Genomic DNA, 23,708 nt, shown 5'->3' with positions numbered 1-23,708 from the left:
AGGACCCGTTGCCCAACAAGGTTGTGAGCCCCTTGCCCTCCCAGCTCTCCACGTACGTGTCGGACACCGCACCGTGGCGGGGCGCCCTGCGTCCGGCCCGCTCCTGGCTGCACTCCGACGCCTCCTCCCAGTCGCTGAACGGCCCCTGGCAGTTCCGTCTGTCGCCCACGGCGGCCGTCGCCGAGGACTTCGCCTCCGAGGACTTCGACGACGGGGGCTGGGACAGCATCCCGGTGCCCGCGCACTGGGTGCTGGAAGGCGACGGCGCCTACGGCCGGCCGATCTACACGAACGTCCAGTACCCGTTCCCGATCGACCCGCCGCACGTCCCCGACGAGAACCCCACCGGCGACTACCGCCGCCACTTCGACCTCACCGAGGACTGGTCGGACGCCGAGCGGGTCCTGCTGCGGTTCGACGGAGTGGAGTCGCTGTTCAGGGTCTGGGTGAACGGCGTCGAGATCGGCAGCGCCAGTGGCAGCAGGCTGGCCCACGAGTTCGACGTGACGTCCGCGGTGCGACCGGGCGACAACGTCGTCGCCGTACGGGTGCACCAGTGGTCGGCCGCCAGCTACCTGGAGGACCAGGACCAGTGGTGGCTGCCGGGCATCTTCCGGGACGTCACCCTGCTCGCCCGCCCGGCCGGGGGTGTCGAGGACGTCTGGCTGCGCACCGGCTACGACCACGGAAACGGCCGTATCGACCCGGAGGTCACCGCCGACGCCGCCGCGTTCCCCGTCACCCTGCGCATCCCCGAACTCGGCGTCGAGCGGGTCTGGGCCACCCCGGCCGACGTGGCACCCCTCGACATCGCGGGCGTGGAGCCGTGGTCGGCCGAGCGGCCCCGCCTGTACGACGTCACCGTGTCCTCGGCCGCGGAGAGCATCGCCCTGCGGGTCGGCTTCCGCACGGTCGAGATACGCGGCGACCGGTTCCTGGTCAACGGCCGCCGTGTCGTCTTCCACGGGATGAACCGGCACGAGGCCCACCCCGAGCGCGGCCGGGTCTTCGACGAGGAGCACGCCCGCGCGGACCTGGCCCGCATGAAGCGGTTCAACGTGAACGCCATCCGCACCAGCCACTACCCCCCGCATCCCCGGCTGCTCGACCTCGCCGACGAACTCGGCTTCTGGGTCGTCCTCGAGTGCGATCTGGAGACCCACGGCTTCGAGAACGTCGACTGGGCCGGCAACCCGAGCGATGACCCGGCCTGGCGCGCGGCCTACCTGGACCGTGTCCAGCGCACCGTCGAGCGGGACAAGAACCATCCCAGCGTCGTGATCTGGTCGCTCGGCAACGAGGCCGGAACCGGCGCCAACCTCGCCGCCATGTCGGCCTGGGTCCACGCCCGCGACCCCGAGCGTCCCGTGCACTACGAAGGTGATTACACCGGCGAGTACACCGACGTCTATTCGCGCATGTACGCGACGGTCCCGGAGATCGAGCAGATCGGCACGGACGGTTCCAGCGAGCCGCTGCTCGGCTGCACCCCCGCACAGGGTGCCCGGCAGCGCACCAAGCCGTTCCTGCTCTGCGAGTACGCCCACGCGATGGGCAACGGGCCGGGTGCCCTCGACCAGTACGAGGAACTGGTCCACCGGTTCCCGCGGCTGCACGGCGGCTTCGTCTGGGAGTGGCGCGACCACGGCATTCTGGCCACGGCCCCGGACGGGACGCCGTATTACGCCTACGGCGGTGACTTCGGGGAGGTCGTGCACGACGGCAACTTCGTGATGGACGGGATGGTGCTCAGCGACGACGTGCCGACGCCGAGCCTGTACGAGTTCAAGGCGGTCGTGCAGCCGATCCGCTTCGCGTTCGACGGCGACAAGCTCGTGATCACCAATCTGCGGCACTCGGCCGACACGTCCGACCTGCGCTTTTGCTGGCGCGTCGAGCACGACGGACATCTCGTGGACTCGGGGGAGTGGGATGGCCCGGTCCTCGCGGCGGGCGAGTCGGGGCGGGTGCCGTTGCCGCCGGTCGTGGTGGCCCCGGAGGGCGAGACCTGGCTGACGGTCGAGGCGGTGCTGGCGGCGGCGACCGCCTGGGCACCGCAGGGGCATGAGATCGCCACCGCCCAACTCGACCGCTCGGTACGGCGTCCGGTGCCCGCCGCCCGGCCCCGGCACGACTGGCGGCCCGGCGAGGGAACGCTCACGCTCGGCATCGCCGAGTTCACCGGCGGCTTGCTCACCCGCCTCGCCGGGCGCCCCGTGACCGGCCCACGCCTGGAGCTGTTCCGCGCGCCCACCGACAACGACGAGAGCCGGGCCGACCGGCTGGAGGGCAGCGACAACAGCGTCCTCGGGGTGTCCAGCGCCGACACCTGGCGCCGCGACGGCCTTGACCGGCTGACCACGCGGCGCCTCGGGGTCGAGCAGGCCGCGGACGCCCTGCGCACCGTGGAGCGGGTCTCCGCCGCGGACTCCGCCCTCTCGGTGACCGTGGAGTCCGTCTGGTCGATCGAGGACGGCGAACTCGAACTCCGTGTGGAGATCGAGCCCTCGCGCGGCTGGCGGTCGGTGTGGCCGCGGATCGGGGTGCGCTTCGAACTGCCCGACGGGGCGGCACCCGTCGACGGTGCGGACTGGTTCGGCCTGGGCCCGCTGGAGTCCTACCCCGACAGTCTTCGCGCGGCCCGCACCGGCCGCTTCTCCTCCACAGTCCAGGACCTCGCGGTCGCCTACGCCCGCCCCCAGGAGACCGGCCACCGCTCCCGACTGCGCCGCCTCACGCTGACCAGCGGCGGCACCGAGGTACTGCGGCTCGCGGCCCTCCCCGATACCCGCGGGCGGCGCCCCGGCTTCACCCTCGGCCGCCACACCCCCCAGCAGATCGCCCGGGCCGCACATCCCTTCGAGCTCCCGGAGTCGACCACGAGCCACCTGATCATCGACGCGGTCCAGCACGGACTCGGCTCCCGGTCCTGCGGGCCGGACGTGTGGCCGGAGTTCGCGCTGCGCCCCGAAGCCCGCACCATCAGGCTGCGCATCACACCGGGCGCCTGACCGACAGAGCCCACCGGCGACGGTGCTGCCCGCCGAGGGCCGACGGGCCGACCGGGCGCCGCACGGCCCGCCGGCTGCCGGAACTCGAGCGAAGGTGCTGCGGCAGGACATCCGGCCCGCAGGACTGGCTGTCGATGCCGTGCTGGGCGTGGTCGAGGTTGACCCACACCGTGTCCCGGGCCGCAGGTCCGTCAGGTGCCCGGCGGCGTCGAGCAGCTCGGTGGTCCAGCGGCGCGCGGTGAACCAGAGGACGGGCTCGCCGTCGATCCGCAGGCCGCAGCCGTGCTCGTCGACCAGCCGGGCCCAACGGACGTCGGCCCGCGCGCCGTTCTCCTGCGGCCGTACGTACGGGGTCTGCAGGGCGTACACCGTGGACGACGAGGGCCCGGTGCGGGAGGCGGCCCGGGTGTCGGGGTACGCCTCGCCCGGCCCGCCGCCCTACGACTGGGCCCGGCCGTACGCCGCCGGCAGCCCGAGCCGTACACCCAGCCGGGGCAGCGGGCAGCTCCACTCGCCCTCCGCCGAGGTCGGTGGCGGCGGGGGCGACGCGGGTCCGTACGGTCGGCGCCTCGTCGGCCTGTTCCACGCGTCGAGGCGGTGGCGCATCCGGTGCAGGCCCAGCTCGCGCCAGACCAGGCCGTGGCGGGAATCCGGCTGCCAGGGCGCGCCGTTGTCGTTGCCGGTCGGCGCCCGCCACACATCGAGGCGCGGGCCGGTGACCGGAATGCCGCCGAGGTGCGTGAGCGCTCCGCTCAGGGCGTCGAAGGTGCCGCTGCCGGCCGGGCCCCGCCGGCACCGCGCCGCTGGGGCGGTCCGCGAGCGGCTCGCCCCTGCCGGGGTGCCGGCCGGCAGCTGCGCCCAGGCGATCTCGTGCCCGGCCTCCGCCGATCCGCAGCGGGATCCGCTCACCCGCCGTGACCAGCTCGCCCTCGTACAGCCACGGCAGCTCCGCCGACCACGGCTCGACGGGCAGCGTCACGGTCCCGCCCGTCGCGATGTCGAGACCCGGCTCGGGCAGGGTGACGCGGCCGCCCGGTTCGCTGTCCACCCGCAGGGTGCCGGAGCCGTCGCGGTGGTCCTAGGAGGCGTGCACGAGCCCGCGGACCACTGGTGCGCCCGAACCGCCAGCACATTGCCCTGAGGCCGCAGCGGCGCGCCGACGGAGAACTCGTGCGGCAGCCGGCTGCCCTGGAAGGCGCCCGGTTCCCGGCCGTTGAGCCAGACCCGGGCGCGGGACTCCACGCCCTCGAAGCGCAGCAGCGCGTCTGCGCCCATGCCGGTGTTGGTGTACGCGGGCCCTCCGTGCCCGTGCAGCACCCAGTGGCCGGGGACCGGCAGCTCGTCCCAGCCGCGGTCGTCGAACTCCGGGCGGGCGAAGGACTCGTCCACGGGGCGGCAGGGCCCCGCTGCCCGGCGAGACGTCCTCGTAGTAGGGGAGTCCGTCGAAGTCGATCGTGCTCAGGTCACCCGCCGCCGTCGAGGTCGGTGCGCTGGCGGAGCACCCGAAGCTCGTGGCCGAGAAGCTGCATCTCGTACAGCTTTCCCCGCGCGTTGTTGAAGGGGCGGTGGAGGACCATCATCAGCTTGCCGTCGAAGGTGTGGAACAGCATGCCGTGACCGCTGTCGTCGCGGACCAGCGGCCGGCGCTGACTCCAGGGCCCCTTGATGTCACCGGACTTCGAGACGGCATAGGTCTGCACATAGGTGCCGCCGACGGTGCCGTCCGGGTTGGCCGAGTTCTTCTCGTACGTCGACCACAGCATGATCAGGGATCCGTCAGGGCTGCGGTACAGCTGCGGGCCGTCGGTGACATAGGGCGGGAGCTGGTTCGGTACGCCGCTGGGGATCTGCTCGCTGAGCCAGAACGCGTCCGATGCCTTGAACAGATAGGCCGGATCGCCGACGGTTTTCGACAGGTCGGGAGCCAGCTTGATCGCTTCCATGGTTCCGTCGATGGTCTGCAGCCACTCGTGTGCGTACACCATGTGGGGCTGCCCGGACGGGTCGACGTAGAGCGTCCCGTCGAGGGCCATGAGCTTCTCGGGAGTGGTGGGGCGTGAGGGGTCGATGACGGTGAAGGGCCCCAGCAGCGAGTCGGAAACGGCGATGACCGTGCCGCGCATGTAGTTACCGATCGGGAACGGCGTGCCCCATTGGTTGGGCGGGGGTATCGGAAGCGGCTTGTTCTGGTTGTGCAGCGTGGTGAACAGGTAGTACTTGCCGCCCCACGCGTGCACCTCCGGCGCCCAGCCGCCGTCGGTCGTCCAGAGCCCCTTCTGGTCGGCGGCGCGGAAGACCACGACGGGGCGCGTCCACTCGCGCAGGTCGCGGCTGCGGTAGACCATCGTGCCGGTGCCGTCCACGCCCGATACCGAGGCGACGTTGGACGTGTAGAGGTAGTAGGTCCGCGTCTTGTCGTCGGCGACGATGAACGGGTCGTGCAGGGGCATGTCGGGAAGCCGCATGAGATCGGCGGCAGCCGGCGCCGATGACGGCGATGCCGATGACGGAGACGCCGCGCCGAGCACGGCTGCGGTGGCGGCCGCGCCGGAGGCGGCGATGAAGGTACGTCGGGATCCAGGCATGGCAGGTCAACCTCTCGGGAGGTGTGGAGTCGAGCGCCCCTCAGGTCGCGGGGGAGCGTCGGCGGGGTTCGGTGCGGACGGGGTGCCGGACCCGGTGTCCGCGGCAATGACAGGCCCTAGTCGCGGGCCGGCGGTGGGGGTGCGGTCGAGGCTCGGACGACCAGTTCGACCGGTAGGTCGTTCGGCGGCGGAATCTCGGTGTCGGGCTTTTCGATGGCGTGGACGAGCAGCCTGAGTCCGTCTCCGGCCGCGGCGTCGAACGGCTGGCGCACGGTGGTCAGGGGCGGGGTGACGTGGGCGAAGACGGGGTTGCCGTCGAATCCCACGACGCTGACGTCCTCCGGCACCCGGCGCCCGGCTTCCCGCAGGGCGTGGATCAGGCCGACCGCCATGTCGTCGCCCGAGACGAAGACCGCCGTCACCTCGGGATCGGCGGCCAGTTCGCGGCCCGCCCGGTAACCGGAGTCGGCCGACCAGTCGCCTTCGACGAGGGGCGGCTGGTGCCTGTCGCGTGCCGCGAGTGCCGCTCGCCATCCCTCGACCCGGTCCCTGGCGGCGTACCAGCGCAGCGGTCCGGCGAGGTGGTGGACGGTCCGGTGTCCCAGATCGAGCAGGTGGTCCGTGGCGGCCCGGGCCAGCAGATCCGCGCCGACCCCCGCGGTCACCACGCGAGGGCCGCCGAAGGCCGGCGGTGCGCCGAGGAAGAGGACCGGCACGTCGACGCGGACGGACACCTCTCCCTCGATGACGGGCTCGGAGACGATGATGCCGTCCACGCCCTGTTCCAGGAGGGCGTCCACGGCATGGGCGATGTCGTCCGGTTCGCCGCCCAGTGTGTTGACCACGCGGAGTCCGTAACCGGAGTCCCGCACGGCCTTCTCGATGGCCACGAGCAGTGAGGCGGTTCCGTATCCGGCCGTCCCCAGGGCGACCACACCGATGGAACGGTTCCGCCCGGAGGCCAGCGCCCGGGCCGCGTTGTTCAGCCGGTAGCCGAGTTCCCCGGCCGCTTCGAGAACGCGTCGCCGTACGTCGTCGGAGACATAGGGCTCGTTGTTGAGGACCCTCGACACGGTCTTGCGCGAGACGCCGGCCAGCTGGGCGACATCGGCACTGCGGGGCGCGGAGGGGCTTCCGCCCCGCCCTGCCACTCGTGTCATGGTCTCTCCTCTGGCCGGACCCGGGAACCTTTCGAGGTCACCTGTATGACCGCGCGGTCATTGTCTACGCAGTGCGCGATCGCGCGTCAAGGGTGCGGGCGCGGATTCCTTCCCCCGGGGAAAAGTCCCGCGGGACGGGAGTGGCGCTGTGCGGTCTCTTGACGCGTGCCCTTCCGGCTGCGTAGATATGACCGCGCGGTCACTGACCGCGCGGTCATACAGCCGACCTCGCCTGATGCGGGCATACGCCGTCGGGAGACTTCATGGCACGAGCAGTGAGGCGCAGCGCGGGTCCGCCCGCGCGGCGCACCGAGGACGTGGCCCCGGCGCGGCACGGGCGGTGGCCTCCGGGCGGCACTGCCGGCCCCTGACCACCGTGCGCGGCCGCCGGCCCCTGAGCCGCCGGCCGCACTCCTCGTACAGACTCATCGGCCCGAGCGGCGCTCGCTCAGGGCCGGGCGGTGAGCCGTCCGCGCTCACCACCCCTCAGCACCCCTCCACCACCGTGGACTTCCGCTGTACGGCACGCTACGCGCCTGCCGGCGTGCGGCCCTCGCGACGCAGACCGACCATGGCGACCCCGATGCCCCGGTAGCGACGTACGCGCCCCGCACGCTCGTCACTCCCTTCCTTCCCACTCTCGCGACGCGCCCTCGCCAGGCGCTGCGCCCCTTCGCCCACCGGCGGGAGTTCACCATGCCCAGATCCTTCTTCCCCCCGTCCTCCCTGAGCCGTCGGCGGTTCCTCGCCGCGACCGGGGCGGTGTCCCTCGGCGCCGCGCTCGCCGCGTGCGGCGGCGACGGCGACACCGGTTCCTCCGCGTCCGCCGAGCCGGTGAGCCAGGCCGACATCGACAAGGCGATGAAGACGCCGACCGAGTTGACGTTCTGGACCTGGGTCCCGAACATCCAGCAGGAGGTCGCGCTCTTCGAGAAGAAGTACCCCGCGATCAAGGTCAAGGTCGTCAACGCCGGCCAGGGCGTCGCCCACTACACCAAGCTGCGCACCGCGCTCAAGGCCGGCACCGGCGCCCCGGACCTGGCGCAGATCGAGTACCAGGCGATCCCCACCTTCACGATCACGAACAGCCTGCTGAACCTGAGCCCGTACGGCGCCTCGGCGCTGAAGGACCGGTTCGTCGACTGGACGTGGGGACAGGTCAGCGGCCCCGGCGGCGAGGTCTGGGCGATCCCCCAGGACACCGGACCCATGGGGATGCTGTACCGCAAGGACATCTTCGACCGGCACGGCATCCAGGTGCCCAGGACCTGGGACGAGTTCGCGGCCGCCGCACGCAAGCTCCACAAGGCCGACCCCGGCGTCTACCTGACCAACCTCGCGGCGAACGAACCCGCCGCCTGGCACGGCCTGATGTGGCAGGCGGGCGCCCAGCCGTACGCGGTCTCGGGCAAGAGCACCCTGTCCATCGGCGTCGACGACGCCGTCTCGAAGAAACTCGCCCGGTACTGGGGCGGGCTGGCGAAGGAAGGCGTCATCAGCACCGACCCGGACTTCACCGACGCCTGGTACGCCGGGTTCAACAAGGGCAAGTACGCCACCTGGCTCACCGCAGCCTGGGGCCCGGGCTTCCTGTCCGGGTCGGCCAAGCCCACCGCCGGCAAGTGGCGGGCGGCGCCGCTGCCGCAGTGGGACGCGTCCAAGCCGGCCTCCGGCAACTGGGGCGGCTCCACCACCGCGGCCATCCGCTCCACCAAGAACCCGATCGCGGCAGCCCTGTTCGCCCAGTTCCTCAACAACGACCCGGCGAGCGCCCGGATGTTCGTCACCAAGCAGTTCTCCTTCCCCGCGACCAAGGCCCTGCTCACGGACTCGGCTTTCACCGACGACGCGCCCGCCTTCTACGGCGGCCAGAAGGTCAACCAGGTCTTCGCCGACATCAGCGACACGGTCTCCACGTCCTTCCAGTGGCCGCCGTTCCTGGACCAGGCGGCGACCGACTGGACCGAGACCGTCGGCAAGTCCCTCGCCGGCGGGTCCGGGACCGTCGACGCGCTCGGCGCGTGGCAGTCGCGGCTCACGGCGTACGCCAAGAACCAGGGCTTCTCCGTCAAGGGGGCGTGAACATGGCTTCCCGATCGGGGCCATGGTTCGTCGCCCCGTTCCTGATCCTCTTCGTCCTGCTGTTCCTGGCCCCCCTCGGCTACGCCGGCTACCTCAGCCTCTTCCAGCAACGGCTCGTCGGCGGCACGGTCTTCGTCGGCCTGGACAACTACGTCACCGCCCTGAAGGACCCGCTCCTCCTGCACGGCGTGGGACGCGTGGCGCTGTTCTTCGTGATCCAGGTGCCGCTGATGCTGCTGCTGGCGCTGCTGTTCGCCCTCGCCCTGGACAGCGGCCTGCTGCGGCTGGCGCGCGTGATCCGGCTGGGCATCTTCGTGCCGTACGCGGTCCCGAGCGTGGTCGCCGCTCTCATGTGGGGCTATCTGTACGGCCCGGACTTCGGCCCGTTCGCCCAGCTGACCCGGCAACTGGACCTGCCGGCCCCGCGGTTCCTCAGCGACGGCTGGATGCTCGGCAGCCTGACGAACATCGTGACCTGGGAGTTCGTCGGCTACAACATGATCATCCTGTACGCGGCCCTGCGCACCGTCCCGCAGGACCTCTATGAGGCCGCGGCGATGGACGGGGCGGGCGCCTGGCGGGTCGCCTGGTCGATCAAGCTCCCCGCGCTGCGCCCCGCGCTCCTGCTGACGCTGCTGTTCTCGGTCATCGGCAGCTTCCAGCTGTTCAACGAACCCAGCCTCCTGATGAAGATCGCCCCCGACGTCATCAGCAGCTCCTACACGGCCAACCTCTACGCCTACTCCCTCGCCTTCACCGGCCAGCAGGTCAACTACGCGGCCACGGTGTCCTTCCTCCTCGGCCTCGTCATCGTCATCGCCTCCTACGCCGTACTGCTCACCGCGAACCGCAGGAGGCCCGCGTGACGACCACCCTGGAGAAGCCCACGACCGCACCGGCGGCCCGCACCACGGCCACGCGGCGCCGGACCGCCGCCCGCCGCCGCAGCACCCCGCTGACCATCGCCATGCTGGCCGCCCTGGCCTACTTCCTGCTGCCCCTGTTCTGGCTGCTGGTCGCCTCCACCAAGAACACGCAGGACCTGTTCACCAGCTTCGGCCTGTGGTTCTCCCGGACTCCGCGGCTGCTCGCGAACATCCGGGCGACCTTCACACAGGACGACGGTGTCTTTGTGCACTGGCTGCTCAACACGGCCGTGTACGCCGTCGCCAGCGCGGTCGGCGCCGCCCTGCTCGCAGCCGCCGCCGGGTACGGCTTCGCCAAGTTCCGCTTCCGCGGCGACCGGGCCGCCTTCAACCTCGTCCTCGGCGCCGTCATGGTCCCGGCCACCGCGCTGGCGATCCCGACCTATCTGCTGTTCGCCAAGGCCGGCCTGGTCAACACGCCATGGGCGATCATCCTGCCCTCCCTCGTCAACCCCTTCGGCCTGTACCTCATGCGCGTCTACGCGGCCGACGCCGTCCCGGACAGCCTCCTGGAGGCCGCCCGCATCGACGGGGCGGGGGAGGCGCGGATCTTCCTGCGGATCGCCCTCAGACTGCTGGCCCCCGGTCTGGTGACCGTCCTGCTCTTCACGCTCGTGGCGACCTGGAACAACTACTTCCTGCCACTGATCATGCTCAACGACCCGAAGCTGTACCCCATCACGGTCGGCCTCTCCTCCTGGGCCGCCCAGGCGCAGAACGGCGGGGCCGGCGCCGGCGGCGACATGCTCCCGCTCGTCGTCACCGGCTCCCTGATCTCCATCGTCCCGCTCGTCGTCGCCTTCCTCCTGCTCCAGCGCTACTGGCAGAGCGGTCTGGCGACCGGAAGCGTCAAGCAGTGACGCACGAACATCCCCCTGGTCATCCCCCGAAGGAGAGGCACATGCAGACAAGACGGCTGGGAAAGGCGCTGGGAACCTTCCTCGCGGCATCAGCGATGGTGGCGGTCCCCATGACAGGCGCGCAGGCCTACAACCCCACGGGCGGGATCCTGTACCAGCTCGGCAACGAACCGTGCCTCAAAGGACGGGGCAACTGCGCGATCTACGTGAAGTCGGCGCAGTTGCCGAGCGGACGGCTGGTCGCCTCGTTCGAGAAGGCCACCGTCGTACCGACGACGGGCAGCGCCGACGGGGAGACGCTGCCGGTCTACAAGAGCGACGACTACGGCACGTCGTGGCAGCCGCTGTCGGAGGTCAAGGCTCCGGCGTACCTCTCCGGCGACCCCGCGTACGCCAAGTACACGAGCAACTGGGGAGCCCCCTTCCTCTACGCCCTTCCGCAGGACGTCGGGAACCTGAAGAAGGGCACGCTGCTCCTCGCCAGCGTCGTGACGGGCGACGACCAGTACTACCTGGAGCACAAGGCGGCCGACCCCGACTGGACGCCGTCCAACGACGGAGACCGCAGTGACATGGCGATCGCCCTGTACTCCAGCACCGACGACGGCGTGACGTGGAAGGTCGTCAACGTCATCGCGACCGGCGGCTGGCAGGGCGGCAGCGCGGGCGCGATCGGCAGGAACGTCGCGAACGCCAACACGTACAAGCAGGTGGACCCCCTCTGGGAGCCGTACCTGATGGTCTACAAGGGCCGGCTCGTCTGCTACTACTCCGACGAGAACGACTACCTCGGCTTTGACCCGGTCACCGGTGTGCCGATACCGGACCCCGCGAACGACACCGCCCCGGACTCGCACGGCCAGATCCTCGTGCACAAGACCTGGGACGGACGCGGCAAGCAGTGGAGCGAGCCCGTCGTGGACGTCGCGGGACTCACCCAGGACATGGGCGGCGGCAAGACGGAGATCGGCGGCGGCCGTCCCGGCATGACGACCGTCGTCCCGACGGCGGACGGCAAGTGGCTGCTCCCGTACGAGTACTGGGGCGGCGGTACCAACATCCGGTACGTCATAGCCGACGACCCGTTGAAGTTCTACCGCGGCTCTGCGGGCAACCCGGTCACCTCGCTGCCGGTCGACGCCGGTTCCCGTCCGCTCGCCACCGGCGGCAGCCCGGTCGTCATCCGGCTCCCCGACGGGCGGCTGGTCTACAACGCCGCCGGCAGCGGCAACGTCTGGGTCAACGACAGCGGACGCAGCGACGGCGCGTGGACGGAGTACCAGACGACCTCGCGGGCCGGTTACAGCCGCAACCTGCAGTACGTCGAGGGCACCGGCCGCGTCTCCATCCTCAACAACCAGGGCACGTCGACGCTCGCCTACGCCGAGGTCGACCTCGGCCACTCGGACGGCGCCTACTACCAGTTGGTGAACCGCAAGACCGGCCAGGTGATCGGCACCGGGAACAGCACCAACGACGCGAACATCGGCAACGGCGACGTTCCCGACGTCCGCCTGGAGGACGCCGGGTCGGCGGCGGACCAGGACACCCAGTACTGGCACGTGGTCGCCGCGCCGAAGGGCGGCACGACGCTGCTGAACAAGTCGGGCGGCCGTATGGCAGGCATCTGGACCGGGAACGCGACGGCCGGCCAGAGGATCGGCCAGTGGGTCGACAACAGCCCGACGGGCGTCTGGAACCTCATCAAGACCGCCGACGGGTACTACAAGTTCCAGGCCGCCAAGAACACGAACGTCTATCTGACCGGCGCGTCCCAGGGTGCCGCGCTGACCCTGCAGAACGCGGCCACGGACGGCTCGCAGGAGTGGCAGCTCGTCCAGCAGGCGCCCGCCCCCTCGGACCTGACCAGGGACAAGCGGTCGAAGGGGCTGATCGCGGCGAACGAGGTCGGCGTGAAGGCGACCGTGCCGCTGGACGCGGCGGCGTCGGACCCCTCGGGCCGTGCCCTGCACGCCGACACGACGGGCCGCGTCTACGTGGTCGCGGCCGACGGGACGGTCACCGGCCTCGGTCCGGTCTCCTTCGACGAGCACCAGAAGGGCAGTGTGACGCTTCCCGCGACGATCGCCGGCGGGAGGAAGATCAAGGTCGCCGTGGTCTTCGACGACACACCGCTGATCTGGGACACGGTCACCGTGCGGGCGGCTGCCGCCGATCGCTGATCCGTGCCCGGGGTGAGCCGGATCGTCGGCTCACCCCGGCCTGCCCGAGCGGCCGGCCGGGGGCACCCGTGCGGGCGCGCGCGTATTCTCCTGTCCTACGAGTGCGAGGAGCGAGCGCCACGACGAGGGCCGGCCGGACAACAGAGCGCGACGCGTCGTCCGGCGGGCGTGCCCGGCGAGCTGCTCGTAGGTTGGAGTTGAAGCGGTCGCGCCTGTAGAGATCGGCAGGTCACGCGTGACGTCAGCGGAGATCGATTTCGAGGAGCTGTTCGACGCCGCACCGAATCCGTACCTGGTGCTCGACGCCGACCTGGTGGTCTGCCATGCCAACCGGGCCTATTTCCAGGTCACCGGCAGGAGCCGCGAAGAACTGGCCGGACGGCACATCCTGGAGGCGTTTCCGGACACCCCCGGCGCGCCGGAGGCGGCGCGTGACTTCGGCGCCTCGCTCCAGCGCGTGCTGGACTCCCACGCACCCGACGTGGTGGCACCGCGGCGCTTCGACATTCCCGTCGACGGCACGTCGGGCGATGTGGAGGAGCGCTGGTGGTGCGGGATGTCCAGCCCCGTCCTCGGGACGGACGGCGCCGTGAAATGGATCATCGCGCGGGCGGACGACGTCACCGAGTTGATGCATTCCCCCTTCATCCGGGAGCTCACCCCACCGCTGAGCAACCAGATGACGGGGATCGCGGCCCAGGTGTACGCCCGTTCCCACGATCTTGAACGGCTCAACGAGCGGCTGCGCCAGGCGCATGCCCGCGAGCGGGAGATCGCCGTCACGCTCCAGGAAGTCATGCTTCGCTCGCCCGACCTGGACCGGCACCGGGACATCGCCGTGCGCTACCTGCCGGCCAGCGGATCGCTCAACGTGTGCGGCGACTGGTACGACGTGGTCGATCTGCCGCCCGACCGCTTCTCCGTCGCCATCGGCGACGTCGTCGGCCACGGTCTGGAGGCCGCCGCGATCATGGGCATGCTGCGCAGCGCCCTGAGCGCCGCCATCCGGGCCGTCCCCAGCCCCGCACAGGCCCTGGAGGTGCTGGGCCTGTACGCCAGAGCGGTCGACGGCGCGCTGGCCACCACCGTGGCCAAGGTGCTCGTCGACCCGCGCAGCCTGCTGATCATCTACAGCAACGCCGGCCACCCACCGCCGATACTGCTCAGCCCCGACGGCAGCTGCCAACTGCTGGACCAGGCCACCGACCCGCCGCTGGGCGCCCGGCCGGACCATGTGCCCCGCCCCCAGGCGGGTCTGTCCTACTCCCGGGGCGACACCCTCGTGCTCTACACCGACGGCCTCATCGAGCGCCGGGACGAGGACATCGACGTCGGCCTGGACCGGCTGATCGACGCTCTGGCCCGGTACGGCACGCTCCCCGTGGAGGACATCGCCGAAGGGCTGCTGGCCCGCATGGGCGTCCCCGGCGGTGGCCAGGACGACGACATCGCTCTGGTCGTCGTCCGCCTGTGAACCGATTTCAGCGGAAGTCGTTTCCGTATCAAAAAGTGAAAGCGAAACGGAATTCTCGACTTTTTCACCGCGGATGATTCCCTTAGCATGGACGCATGGAAAAAACAGCGGAGTTCTACGTAGTGAAGCGTGGCGACACGCTCAGCAAGATCGCGGTTATGTACCACGTGACGCTGGACCAGATTCTGGAATGGAATCCTCAGATCGCGAATCCGGATGTCATCCGGCCTGGCCAGCGAATCCGCGTGGCGGCACCGGAAACACAGGGTGAGTACGAGCCGTTCCCGGGCGCCGATTTCTTCCAGTCGTCCGTGACCAGCCCGGTCATCGAGGCCATGGGCTACCGCCTCATCGAGGAGGGCTGCTCGGCATACGCCGACGGGCCCGACTCGCAGTGGAGCGAAGCGGACCGGAAGTCGTACTCGAATTGGCAGCAGAAACTCGGATTCAGAGGCCAGGACGCTGACGGCACACCGGGCCGGAAGTCGTGGGAGAGGCTGCACGTACCCGCAGTCTACGAGTGACCGGAAATGCTCCGGGCCGGCCACCGCGGACCGCTTGGCGCGCACGGGCGAAAACCCGGATCGCCTATCTTGAAGCACAGCTGCAGCACGAGCGCGTCAAGCCCTGCTCCGAAGACCGCAAGACGCTCGTCGAGGGAATGCGGGCCCATTTGGAAAAGGCCGGCGCGGCTGCCGACGAGGATTTCGGATGGCGGCGTGCCTGGTCCGGGTCGGCCGCGCGTGAGGGCGTCTGGTCGAACATACGCAGCGCGGAGGTGATGCTCCTGCAACTGGTCTCCGACGAGGAAGCCGCCGGCCGTGCCAGCGAGGTCATGGCCCTGGTCAAGGATCATCTGGAAGCGGACGACCCGCGACGTGTCCGCCTGACCCGGCGGCTCCGTTCCATCATCTCCGGCGAGATCTCACCGAGCGACCGTGACCTCATGGTCCGGGCGCTCGACGCCGCGTACAACGCGCTGGACGACGAACTGGCCCGGGTGCGCAGCCTGCGCAACATCCTGTGGACCGCGACGCTCCTCGTCCTGCTCGGTGTCGCGGGCCTCGCCGTCTACGGCGGCTTGTATCCCGAGTCGCTGAGCATGTGCTTCACCCCCAAGGTCGACCCCGGGAACGCGGGCGGGGTGGATGTCGTGTGCCCCACGGCGGAGCATCCCGACGAGGCGGTGGGCACCCCCGCCGGCAGCCTGGCCGAGTCGAGGGACATCCTCACCGTCGAGATCGCCGGGCTCGCCGGCGCGGCACTCACCGTCATCGCCTCACTGCGCCGCATCCGCGGCACCGACTCCCCCTACATGCTGCCCCTGGCGTCGGCGGTGCTGAAGTTCCCCACCGGCGCCCTGTCCGCCTTCCTCGGGCTGCTGCTGATCCGGGGCGCCTTCGTCCCCGGGCTCAGCGATCTCGACAGCAGGGCACAGGTCCTCGGCTGGGCCGCGGCCTTCGGAGCCGCCCAGCACCTGGTGACCCGGCTGGTCGACGACCGCGCCCAGATGACGCTGTCGGAGGTGGGCAGGACGACCGAAGCCGTGGTCGACCCCGAGAGAGCCGCCGTCAAGGAGAGCGACGTGCAGGCAGAGACCGGGGCGGCACCGCCGGCCGCCTTCCAGGACGGCGCGGGACCGCATGAGGGCACATCGGAGGAGTCGCGCGCGAGAGCGCCCGCGGAGGAGGGAGCGGAGGGGGCCCGTCCAGGAGCCGGGCCCTGACCGGCCCGTATCCCGGGCGCCCGCTCACCGGCGCAGAGGTGTGTGAGCCGTCTCGGGCAGCCGCAGGTACACCAGAGACGACAGCAGGCACAGCACCGCGACGTACCAGGGGAACAGCCCGGCGTGGCCCACCTCCTTGAACAGCGTGCCCACGTACGGAGCCGTGCCGCCGAAGAGGGCCACCGTCAGCGAGTAGGGGAAGCCGATACCGGCCGCGCGGACCCGGGGCGGGAAGATCTCCGCGTTCACGGCCGCGCTGATCGAGGTGAACCCCGTCAGCAGCACCATCCCGGCGCACTGCACGAGCAGCAGTACCGCGAACGAGTCGCGCAGGGCGTGCAGCAGGGGCACCGTGAGCAGGGCGAAGCCCAGGCCGAAGAAGAGGAGCAGCGGGCGGCGCCCGAAGCGGTCCGACAGCAGGCCGCCGAGCGGCTGCAGCAGGGCGAAGAAGGCCAGTGAGATCGTGCCCGCGAGCAGTGCGTCCGACTTGTCCAGCCCCGCGTTGAGTTCGGCGTACGTCGGCAGGTACGACGTCCACGTGTAGTAGGCGATGGTGCCGCCCGCCGTGATGCCGCCGATGAGGAGCGACTCGCGCGGGTGCCGGCGCAGCGCCTCGAACAGGCCGGGGCGCGGGGCCTGTTGCTGCTCGGCGCTGCGGGTCTCCTGCGCACCCTGCCGGATCCAGAAGCCGACCAGGCTGAGGACGGCCCCGAGGACGAACGGCACCCGCCAGCCCCAGCCGTTCATCTGCCCGTCGTTCAGCGTGTCCACGAGCAGCGTGGCGATGCCGGAGGCGACGAGCTGGCCCACGGTCGTCGACACGTACTGGAAGCTGGAGAACAGCCCGCGCCGGCCCGGGGCCGCCGACTCGACCAGGAAGGTCGTCGAGGCCGCGAACTCGCCGCCCACGGACAGTCCTTGCAGCAGCCGCGCGAGGACGAGGACCACCGGCGCCAGCACACCCACCGCCGCGTACGTCGGGGTCAGCCCGACCAGCAGGCTGCTGCCGCCCATCAGCAGGATGGTGACCGTCAGCGCGGCCCGGCGCCCGTGCCGGTCCGCGACCGCGCCCATCAGCAGCCCGCCGACCGGCCGCATGAAGAAGCCCACCGCGAACACCGCGAACGTGGACAGCAGCGGCACCAGCGAGTTGTCCGCGCTCTTGGGGAAGACCTGGGCGGCGATGTAGGTGGCCAGAAACGTGTAGGCGTACCAGTCGTACCACTCCACCGCGTTGCCCACGGAGGCGGCGAGGAGCTGGCGAACGGGCCGTTTCGTCGGCGGGGAGGCCGTCTGCGTCTCTGTCACGTTCATGACCCTCCCCTGGCGATGCCCCGGCACACCTCGCGTACCGGCGACTTTCACACGAGTGTCACCGGCCCCTTCCTTGACGTTCGGTGACGCTGAAACACTCCTTCCGCGCAGATTCCGTCACGTTCCGGCCATCCCGCACCTCAGGATGAGAGGTCTGTCCTTCATGTCCGAAGTCAACCGGCGCCGCTTTCTCCAACTCGCGGGTGCCACCACGGCCTTCAGCGCGCTGTCCGCCAGCATCCAGCGCGCCGCCGCGCTCCCGGCCAACCACCGCACCGGTTCGATCGAGGACGTCGAGCACATCGTCGTCCTGATGCAGGAGAACCGTTCCTTCGACCATTACTTCGGCACCCTGAGAGGCGTCCGCGGCTTCGGCGACCCGCGTCCGGTCGCCCTCGGCAACGGCAAACCGGTCTGGCACCAGGAGAAGGACGGCAAGGAGATCTTGCCGTTCCGCCCGGACGCCGACGACCTCGGCATGCAGTTCCTGGAGGGCCTGCCGCACTCCTGGCCCGACGGCCACCAGGCCTACGACGGCGGCAGGTACGACCGGTGGGTGCCCGCCAAGGGCACCACGACCATGGCGTACCTGACCCGCGAGGACATCCCCTTCCACTACGCCCTCGCCGACGCCTTCACCGTCTGCGACGCCTACCACTGCTCGTTCATCGGCTCCACCGACCCCAACCGCTACTACATGTGGTCCGGGTACACGGGCAACGACGGCACCGGCGGCGGCCCGGTCCTCGGCAACGACGAACTCGGCTACGGCTGGACGACCTACCCCGAGCGCCTGGAGCAGGCCGGAGTCTCCTGGAAGATCTACCAGGACATCGGCGACGGCCTCGACGCGAAGGGCTCCTGGGGCTGGATCGAGGACGCCTACCGGGGCAACTACGGCGACAACTCCCTGCTGTACTTCGACAAGTACCGGGACGCCAAGCCGGGCGAACCCTGGTACGACAAGGCCCGCACCGGCACGAACGCCAAGGCCGGCGACGGCTACTTCGACCAGCTGAAGGCCGACGTGAAGGCCGGCAGGCTGCCGCAGATCTCCTGGATCGCCGCCCCCGAGGCCTTCTCCGAGCACTCCAACTGGCCGTCGAACTACGGCGCTTGGTACATCGCCCAGGTCCTGGACGCCCTCACCGCCGACCCGGAGGTCTGGTCGAAGACGGCCCTGTTCATCACCTACGACGAGAACGACGGCTTCTTCGACCACGTCGTACCGCCCCTGCCGCCGAAGGACGCCTCCCGCGGCAAGTCCACCGTCGACGTCGCCCTCGACCTCTTCCCGGGCGACGGCAAGAACACGGCCGGCCCCTACGGCCTCGGCCCGCGAGTGCCCATGCTGGTCGTCTCGCCGTGGAGCAAGGGCGGATACGTCTGCTCCGAGACGTTCGACCACACCTCGATCCTGCGGTTCATGGAACGCCGCTTCGGCGTGCGCGAGACCAACATCTCGCCGTGGCGCCGGGCGATCTGCGGTGACCTGACCTCCGCGTTCGACTTCTCCCGCAAGGACGCGCGCCCCGTCCCGCTGCCCGGCACGGACGCGTACGAGCCGCAGGACCGCGAACGCCACCCCGACTACAAGCCCACCCCGCCCGCCGACCCGCGCATGCCCCGGCAGGAACGCGGCCTGCGCCGCACCCGGCCGCTGACGTACGCCCCGCACGTGGACGCCTCGGTCGACGCGGCGGCCGGGAAGCTCACCCTCGCCTTCGCCTCCGGGCCCAAGGCCGGCGCCGCCTTCCACGTCACCTCGGGCAACCGCACCGACGGCCCCTGGATGTACACCACCGAGGCCGGCAAGACGCTCTCCGACACCTGGAACTCGGCCCTTTCGGCGGGGTCGTACGACCTGACCGTGCACGGCCCGAACGGCTTCGTGCGCGTCTTCAAGGGATCGGACACCACGCCCGGCTGCGAGGTCACCGCACGCCACACCGGTGACGACATCGAGCTGACCTTCACCAACAAGGGCTCCGGCACGGCACGGTTGAAGCTCTCCGACGGCTACGCCGGCCGGCGCTCGACGGTCACCGTCCGCCCGGGCGCGAGGGTGTGCCGGACCGTGGACCTCGCCGCCGGCCGCCGCTGGTACGACCTGACCGTCACCGCCGAGGGCGACCCGGCGTTCCTGCGGCGGTTCGCGGGACACGTGGATAACGGGCAGCCGGGCGTGAGCGACCCGGCGATCGTCACCGCGTAGCCGCGGTGAGCTGCCCCGGATCGTGCGGCCGGGGCACCAGCGCCGGTTCCGCCGCGGCCGAACCGGGCTCCAGAGCCAGGACGGCGGCCACCGGATGGTCGCCGTCCGCCGGGAGGGCCGCCGGCGTCGTCCGGCTCAGCAGCACCACGCCCCACGACGCCAGGCCGGCCCCGGCGAGCGCGAGCAGTATGCCCGCCGGGCCGCCCTGGAGGCGCTCGCCCAGCAGCGCCAGGCCGATCACCGCGGCGGCCAGCGGGTTGGCCAGGGTCACCATGGCGAGCGGGCCGCCGAGACCGCCCCGGTAGGCCGTCTGCGACAGCAGCAGCCCGCCGGCCGCGAACGCCGCCACGAGCAGCGCCACCCCGACCACCTGGACGCTCAGCAGGGGACCGGACCGGTCCGTCGCGGCCACCGTCACGGTCTGCGTGAGGGCCGAGGCGACCCCGGAGGCCACGCCGGACGCGCCGGCGTGCCGCAGCCCGGGGCGGGCGCCCGGCCGGGACAGCACCCCGATGAGGGCCGCGGTCGCGCCCGCGACCGTCAGCGCCTCGGGCACGCTCAGCACGCCGTCGGGCGCCGGCCCGGACGCCGTGACCAGGATCGCGGCCAGGCCGAGCAGCGTCAGCGCGGTGCCCCGCCACTCGACGGCGCTCACCCGCCGCCCCGAAAGCCGCGCCCCCATCGGCACCGCCGCGACCAGGGTGAGCGCGCCGAGCGGCTGGACCACGGTCAGCGGACCGTACTTCAGCGCCACGACGTGCAGCAGCGCGGCAGCCGCGTTCAGCCCGACCGACCACCACCAGGCAGCGCTGCCGAGCATCCGCAGCGTGCCCGAGCCGGGTGAGCGGGAGGCGAGCCGCTCCTGGGCGACCGCCGCGGCCGCGTAGGCGACGGCGGAGACGAGGGACAGGACCACGGCGACGAGGACGGCGCTCATCGGCCCGCCCCCGCCAGGACCTGCTCCTCGGCCCGGGCCTGGGGCTGTGCCGACGCCTGGGCCGGTACGAGCCCGCCCTGCGCGCGGCCCGCCGTCGTCGCCGTGCGGTGCGGCAGGTGGATGGCCGCGAGGGCCAGACCCAGCAGGGCGCTCGCCACGATCGCGTCGAGCCAGTAGTGGTTCGCGGTGCCGACGATCACCAGCAGGGTCAGCAGGGGATGCAGCAGCCACAGCCAGCGCCACCGCGAGCGGGTCGCCACGATCAGGCCGACCGCCACCATCAGCGCCCAGCCGAAGTGCAGCGACGGCATCGCCGCGAACTGGTTCGACAGGGAGTCCGTCGCGGGACTGCCGTACACCGAAGGGCCGTACACCCGCGCCGTGTCCACCAGGCCGGTCGCCGCCAGCATGCGCGGCGGGGCGAGCGGGAACAGCAGGTGCAGCACCAGGGCGGCGGCGGTGACGGCGGCCAGCACCCGGCGGGTCCACACGTAGTGGGCCGGGCGGCGCAGGTAGAGCCAGATCAGGAACGCGGCGGTGGCCGGGAAGTGGACGGCCGCGTAGTAGGTGTTCGCGAGGTGCACCAGGCCGTCGCCGTGCAGCAGCAGGGACTGCATCGCCCCCTCGCCGGGCAGCCGGACCGCTCGTTCGAGGTCCCACACGCGGTGCGCGTTGCGGAAGGCCTCGCCGGTGTGGCCCGTGGCCAGCTGCCGGCCGAACTTGTAGACGAGGAAGAGCCCTGCGACGAGCAGGAGCTCCCGGACGAGCGGCGGTCGCGCTATCGCGTCGGCCCCCGTCGGCGCAGGCTCGGTGCGGGCATTCATTCCCCCGGCCCCTTCGGTGACGGTGGTGCTGTTATCGGTACGAGTGCGTACCGATACGCCAGTGTACCGATACGGCCGCGTACCGGTACACTGGTGTATCGATAGACGAACGACACATCGCCGGCCGGGAATTTTCCGGCCGCCCGAGGACGCCAGGAGCACAGCCCATGACGTCGCAGGCTGCGGACCGACCCGAGGCGGTCGGTGCCTCGCGCCGCTCCAAGATCACGCCGGAGCGTGAGCAGGAGTTCTACGACGCCGTGCTGGAGCAGCTCCGCGAGTGCGGGTACGACTCCGTCACCATGGAGGGGATCGCGGCCAGCACCCGGTGCAGCAAGTCCACGCTCTACCGGCAGTGGAAGACCAAGCCCCAGTTCGTGGCGGCGGCGCTGCGCTCGCACCGGCGGACGCGCTGTATCGACACCGGCTCGCTCGCGGACGATCTGCGCGAGGCCGCCCGGGCGGCGGGCGAGCTGTCGGGCCGGGACACCAAGCTCCTCCAGGCGCTCGCCCACGCCGCGCCCCAGGACCCCGAGCTGAAGGGCGCGTTGCGCGAGGCGCTGGTGGAACCGGAGATCGCCGCGCTCAAGGAGATCATCCGCCGCGGGGTCGAACGGGGCGAGGTGCCCGCCGATCACCCGGCGCTGGAGTACATCCCGGCCCAGATGTTCGGCGTGATGCGCATCCGTCCCCTGCTGGAGGGCGAGGACGCGGAGCCGGACCCGGACTATCTGGTCCGGTTCGTGGAGGCGGCCGTGCTGCCGGCACTGGGCCTCACCTGAGACCCGGGCCGCCGTCCACGGGATGACCGGACGGTGACCCGACCGCGCCGACCCGTGGGGACGGGGGCGGCGCGCACCCCCCGGCCGGGTGGGGTGCCCCTGTGAGCGGCGGGGGCGCCCCACCCGGCCGATGGTGTCCCGGCCCGGCCGGTTCTCCGGGGCCCGTCAGACGGTCTGGCCGTTGCCGCCGCCCGTCGACACCTCGATGCCCTTGGTGATCTCGTCCAGGACGGCTTCCTTCTGGTCGGCGTCGACGCCGAAGCGCACGACGACCATCTGCTTGGCGTTCGCGGGCGAGGGGAACGCGAGCGACTCCACGATGCCGTCGGCGCCCTTGCTGGTGACGGCCTTCCAGCGGACCAGATAGCCCTTCTGCCCGGCCACGGTCACGGCCCTGGAGTCCAGCACCTCGTGGGAGGTGATCCCGCCGTAGGACTTGCCGCCGTAGGACTCCTCGGCGTTCGCCGTGATGTCCGCCTTGGCGATCTCCTCGGGTGTGCTGCCCTTGGTGCCGAGGGCCAGGGCCGGGGCCGAGTAGGCACCGCCCTTCGTGCAGGTCGCGGAGGTGTCGCCCGGGCACTTGTAGGAGTCGTCCGAGGTCACCTGCGCGCCGGCCCTGACCTCCTGGCCGTACCAGCCCTTGGGGATCGGCAGGCTGATCCCGCTGACCGCGTCGGTCACCGACCCGCTCCTGATCTTCGGCGGCTCGGACTGCTCGGGCGAGGGACTCTGCCCCCCGGAGCTGCCGTCCCCGCCGTCCCCGCCGCTCCCGCCGCTCCCGCCGTCCCCGCCGGAACCTCCGGATCCGCCCGGTCCGCCGAACGGCCCGCCCTGGAGCCCGGGACCGCCCGGGCCGCCCGGTCCCTGCGAGGTGGCGGTACCGCCGCCCGAGCCGCCGTCGTCGGTCAGCGCGTACACGCCGACACCGATGCTGGCGAGGACGGCGACGGCTGCCGCCACGGCTATCCCGATCCGCAGCCCTCGCCCTCGGCCGGCGGCCGGAGGCGCGGCGGGGTAGGCGGGATACCCGGGGGCTGCGGGATACCCGGCGCCGGCCGGATATCCAGGTCCGCCCGGATAGGCCGCGACGGTCGGATGTCCGGCACCAGCCGGATGAGCGGGGGCTCCCGGGGTTCCCGCACCGGCCGGATTCCCGGCGGTCCCCGGGGCTGCGGCACCACCCGGATACCCGGAGTCTCCCGGTATTCCGGAGGCTCCTGGCGTCCCGGCATCGGAGGGCTGCCCCGTGTCCGACTGTCCGGCGCCGGCCGGGTGCGCGGCACCGCCGGGAACCCCGGGGGCTCCTCGTGCCCCGGCACCAGCCGAAGTCCCCTCCTCCGGCTGCCCGGTGGCGCTCTGCTGCCCTGCGGCCGGCATATCACCCGACGGGGCCGGTTCTCCCGACGAAGCCTCGTCAGGGGCCGGATCCTGCGGAGGGGGACCCCAGGCCGCGGTCGGCTGTGCCGGGCGGATGCGGTCCGACCAGGTCTTGCCGTCCCACCAGCGCACGGTGGCGGGCCCGTCACTTTTCTGTCCGGGGTCGGGGTACCACCCGGGAGGAGTCTCCTGCGTCATGCCCCCACCGTATGAGGCGTCGGTGAAAGTGGGATGAGAGGAGGCGAACGGATC

15 protein-coding genes and 3 pseudogenes are annotated in these 23,708 nt (G+C 71.4%); 10 read left to right on the top strand and 8 right to left on the bottom strand.

The annotated features are described in order from the left end of the window. Positions 1 to 56: 56 nt before the first annotated feature. Positions 57 to 3,011, top strand: a complete 2,955-nt coding sequence (locus ACFZDA_RS13820) for a glycoside hydrolase family 2 TIM barrel-domain containing protein (RefSeq protein WP_391080155.1) — start codon at positions 57 to 59, stop codon at positions 3,009 to 3,011. Here ACFZDA_RS13820 and ACFZDA_RS13815 read toward each other — a convergent pair. From ACFZDA_RS13815 to ACFZDA_RS13805, 3 genes and pseudogenes are all read right to left on the bottom strand, one after another. Then, a pseudogene (locus tag ACFZDA_RS13815) lies at positions 2,995 to 4,473 on the bottom strand (sugar-binding domain-containing protein). The gene ACFZDA_RS13820 and the pseudogene ACFZDA_RS13815 overlap by 17 nt on opposite strands. Before the next feature lies 1 nt (position 4,474). Beyond that, positions 4,475 to 5,476 carry a family 43 glycosylhydrolase gene (locus tag ACFZDA_RS13810; RefSeq protein WP_391080152.1) on the bottom strand — a complete coding sequence of 334 codons (1,002 nt, stop codon included), beginning with the start codon at positions 5,474 to 5,476 and terminating at the stop codon, positions 4,475 to 4,477. 236 nt (positions 5,477 to 5,712) lie between these two features. Continuing rightward, a complete protein-coding gene (locus ACFZDA_RS13805) occupies positions 5,713 to 6,756 on the bottom strand; it encodes a substrate-binding domain-containing protein (protein ID WP_391079646.1) in 1,044 nt (347 codons plus the stop codon). A gap of 696 nt (positions 6,757 to 7,452) precedes the next feature. Here ACFZDA_RS13805 and ACFZDA_RS13800 point away from each other — a divergent pair. The 7 genes and pseudogenes from ACFZDA_RS13800 (at position 7,453) to ACFZDA_RS13770 (ending at position 16,007) form a co-directional block, all read left to right on the top strand. Continuing rightward, complete coding sequence (locus tag ACFZDA_RS13800) at positions 7,453 to 8,838, top strand: extracellular solute-binding protein (RefSeq protein ID WP_391079643.1); 1,386 nt, start codon at positions 7,453 to 7,455, stop codon at positions 8,836 to 8,838. Between the two features lie 2 nt (positions 8,839 to 8,840). Beyond that, on the top strand, positions 8,841 to 9,704 hold the full coding sequence (locus ACFZDA_RS13795; RefSeq protein ID WP_391079640.1) for an ABC transporter permease subunit: 864 nt from the start codon (positions 8,841 to 8,843) through the stop codon (positions 9,702 to 9,704). Next, the gene (locus ACFZDA_RS13790) at positions 9,701 to 10,624 is read left to right on the top strand and encodes an ABC transporter permease subunit (RefSeq protein WP_391079637.1); all 924 of its coding nucleotides are present in this window, start codon (positions 9,701 to 9,703) and stop codon (positions 10,622 to 10,624) included. Before ACFZDA_RS13795 ends, ACFZDA_RS13790 begins: the two co-directional genes overlap by 4 nt. Before the next feature lie 41 nt (positions 10,625 to 10,665). Next, positions 10,666 to 12,465: pseudogene (locus ACFZDA_RS13785) on the top strand (RICIN domain-containing protein); the annotation flags it as partial. 577 nt (positions 12,466 to 13,042) lie between these two features. Next, positions 13,043 to 14,281, top strand: coding sequence for a SpoIIE family protein phosphatase (locus ACFZDA_RS13780; RefSeq protein WP_391079634.1), 1,239 nt, complete (start codon positions 13,043 to 13,045; stop codon positions 14,279 to 14,281). Positions 14,282 to 14,376: 95 nt separating this feature from the next. Next, positions 14,377 to 14,805 carry a peptidoglycan-binding protein gene (locus tag ACFZDA_RS13775; RefSeq protein ID WP_391079630.1) on the top strand — a complete coding sequence of 143 codons (429 nt, stop codon included), beginning with the start codon at positions 14,377 to 14,379 and terminating at the stop codon, positions 14,803 to 14,805. A gap of 149 nt (positions 14,806 to 14,954) precedes the next feature. Further along, positions 14,955 to 16,007, top strand: coding sequence for a hypothetical protein (locus tag ACFZDA_RS13770; RefSeq protein WP_391079628.1), 1,053 nt, complete (start codon positions 14,955 to 14,957; stop codon positions 16,005 to 16,007). Positions 16,008 to 16,031: 24 nt separating this feature from the next. On the opposite strand, the gene ACFZDA_RS13765 is transcribed toward ACFZDA_RS13770, so the two are convergent. After that, positions 16,032 to 17,321, bottom strand: a complete 1,290-nt coding sequence (locus ACFZDA_RS13765) for an MFS transporter (RefSeq protein WP_391079625.1) — start codon at positions 17,319 to 17,321, stop codon at positions 16,032 to 16,034. 163 nt (positions 17,322 to 17,484) lie between these two features. Here ACFZDA_RS13765 and ACFZDA_RS13760 point away from each other — a divergent pair, with 163 nt between their 5' ends. Next, positions 17,485 to 19,536, top strand: coding sequence for a phosphocholine-specific phospholipase C (locus ACFZDA_RS13760; RefSeq protein ID WP_391079622.1), 2,052 nt, complete (start codon positions 17,485 to 17,487; stop codon positions 19,534 to 19,536). On the opposite strand, the gene ACFZDA_RS13755 is transcribed toward ACFZDA_RS13760, so the two are convergent. Together ACFZDA_RS13755 and ACFZDA_RS13750 are read right to left on the bottom strand one after the other, a co-directional pair. Then, positions 19,526 to 20,473, bottom strand: coding sequence for a hypothetical protein (locus tag ACFZDA_RS13755; RefSeq protein WP_391079619.1), 948 nt, complete (start codon positions 20,471 to 20,473; stop codon positions 19,526 to 19,528). The genes ACFZDA_RS13760 and ACFZDA_RS13755 overlap by 11 nt on opposite strands. Then, the gene (locus tag ACFZDA_RS13750) at positions 20,470 to 21,297 is read right to left on the bottom strand and encodes a phosphatase PAP2 family protein (RefSeq protein ID WP_391079616.1); all 828 of its coding nucleotides are present in this window, start codon (positions 21,295 to 21,297) and stop codon (positions 20,470 to 20,472) included. The genes ACFZDA_RS13755 and ACFZDA_RS13750 overlap by 4 nt, the downstream gene beginning before the upstream one ends. A 167-nt stretch (positions 21,298 to 21,464) precedes the next feature. Here ACFZDA_RS13750 and ACFZDA_RS13745 point away from each other — a divergent pair, with 167 nt between their 5' ends. Next, entirely contained in the window at positions 21,465 to 22,079 is a 615-nt protein-coding gene (locus ACFZDA_RS13745; protein ID WP_391079613.1) for a TetR/AcrR family transcriptional regulator C-terminal ligand-binding domain-containing protein, read from the top strand. A 165-nt stretch (positions 22,080 to 22,244) separates the two neighbouring features. Here ACFZDA_RS13745 and ACFZDA_RS13740 read toward each other — a convergent pair whose 3' ends face one another. Beyond that, complete coding sequence (locus ACFZDA_RS13740; RefSeq protein WP_391080149.1) at positions 22,245 to 23,456, bottom strand: hypothetical protein; 1,212 nt, start codon at positions 23,454 to 23,456, stop codon at positions 22,245 to 22,247. 78 nt (positions 23,457 to 23,534) lie between these two features. Further along, positions 23,535 to 23,654, bottom strand: a pseudogene (locus tag ACFZDA_RS13735) (DUF2510 domain-containing protein); the annotation flags it as partial. Between the last annotated feature and the right edge of the window lie 54 nt (positions 23,655 to 23,708).

It is taken from the genome of Streptomyces sp. NPDC007991, from assembly GCF_042958445.1.
GTDB lineage: Bacteria > Actinomycetota > Actinomycetes > Streptomycetales > Streptomycetaceae > Streptomyces.
Note: the sequence above shows the minus strand (reverse complement) of the source record. Positions and strands in the feature narration are given on the sequence as shown.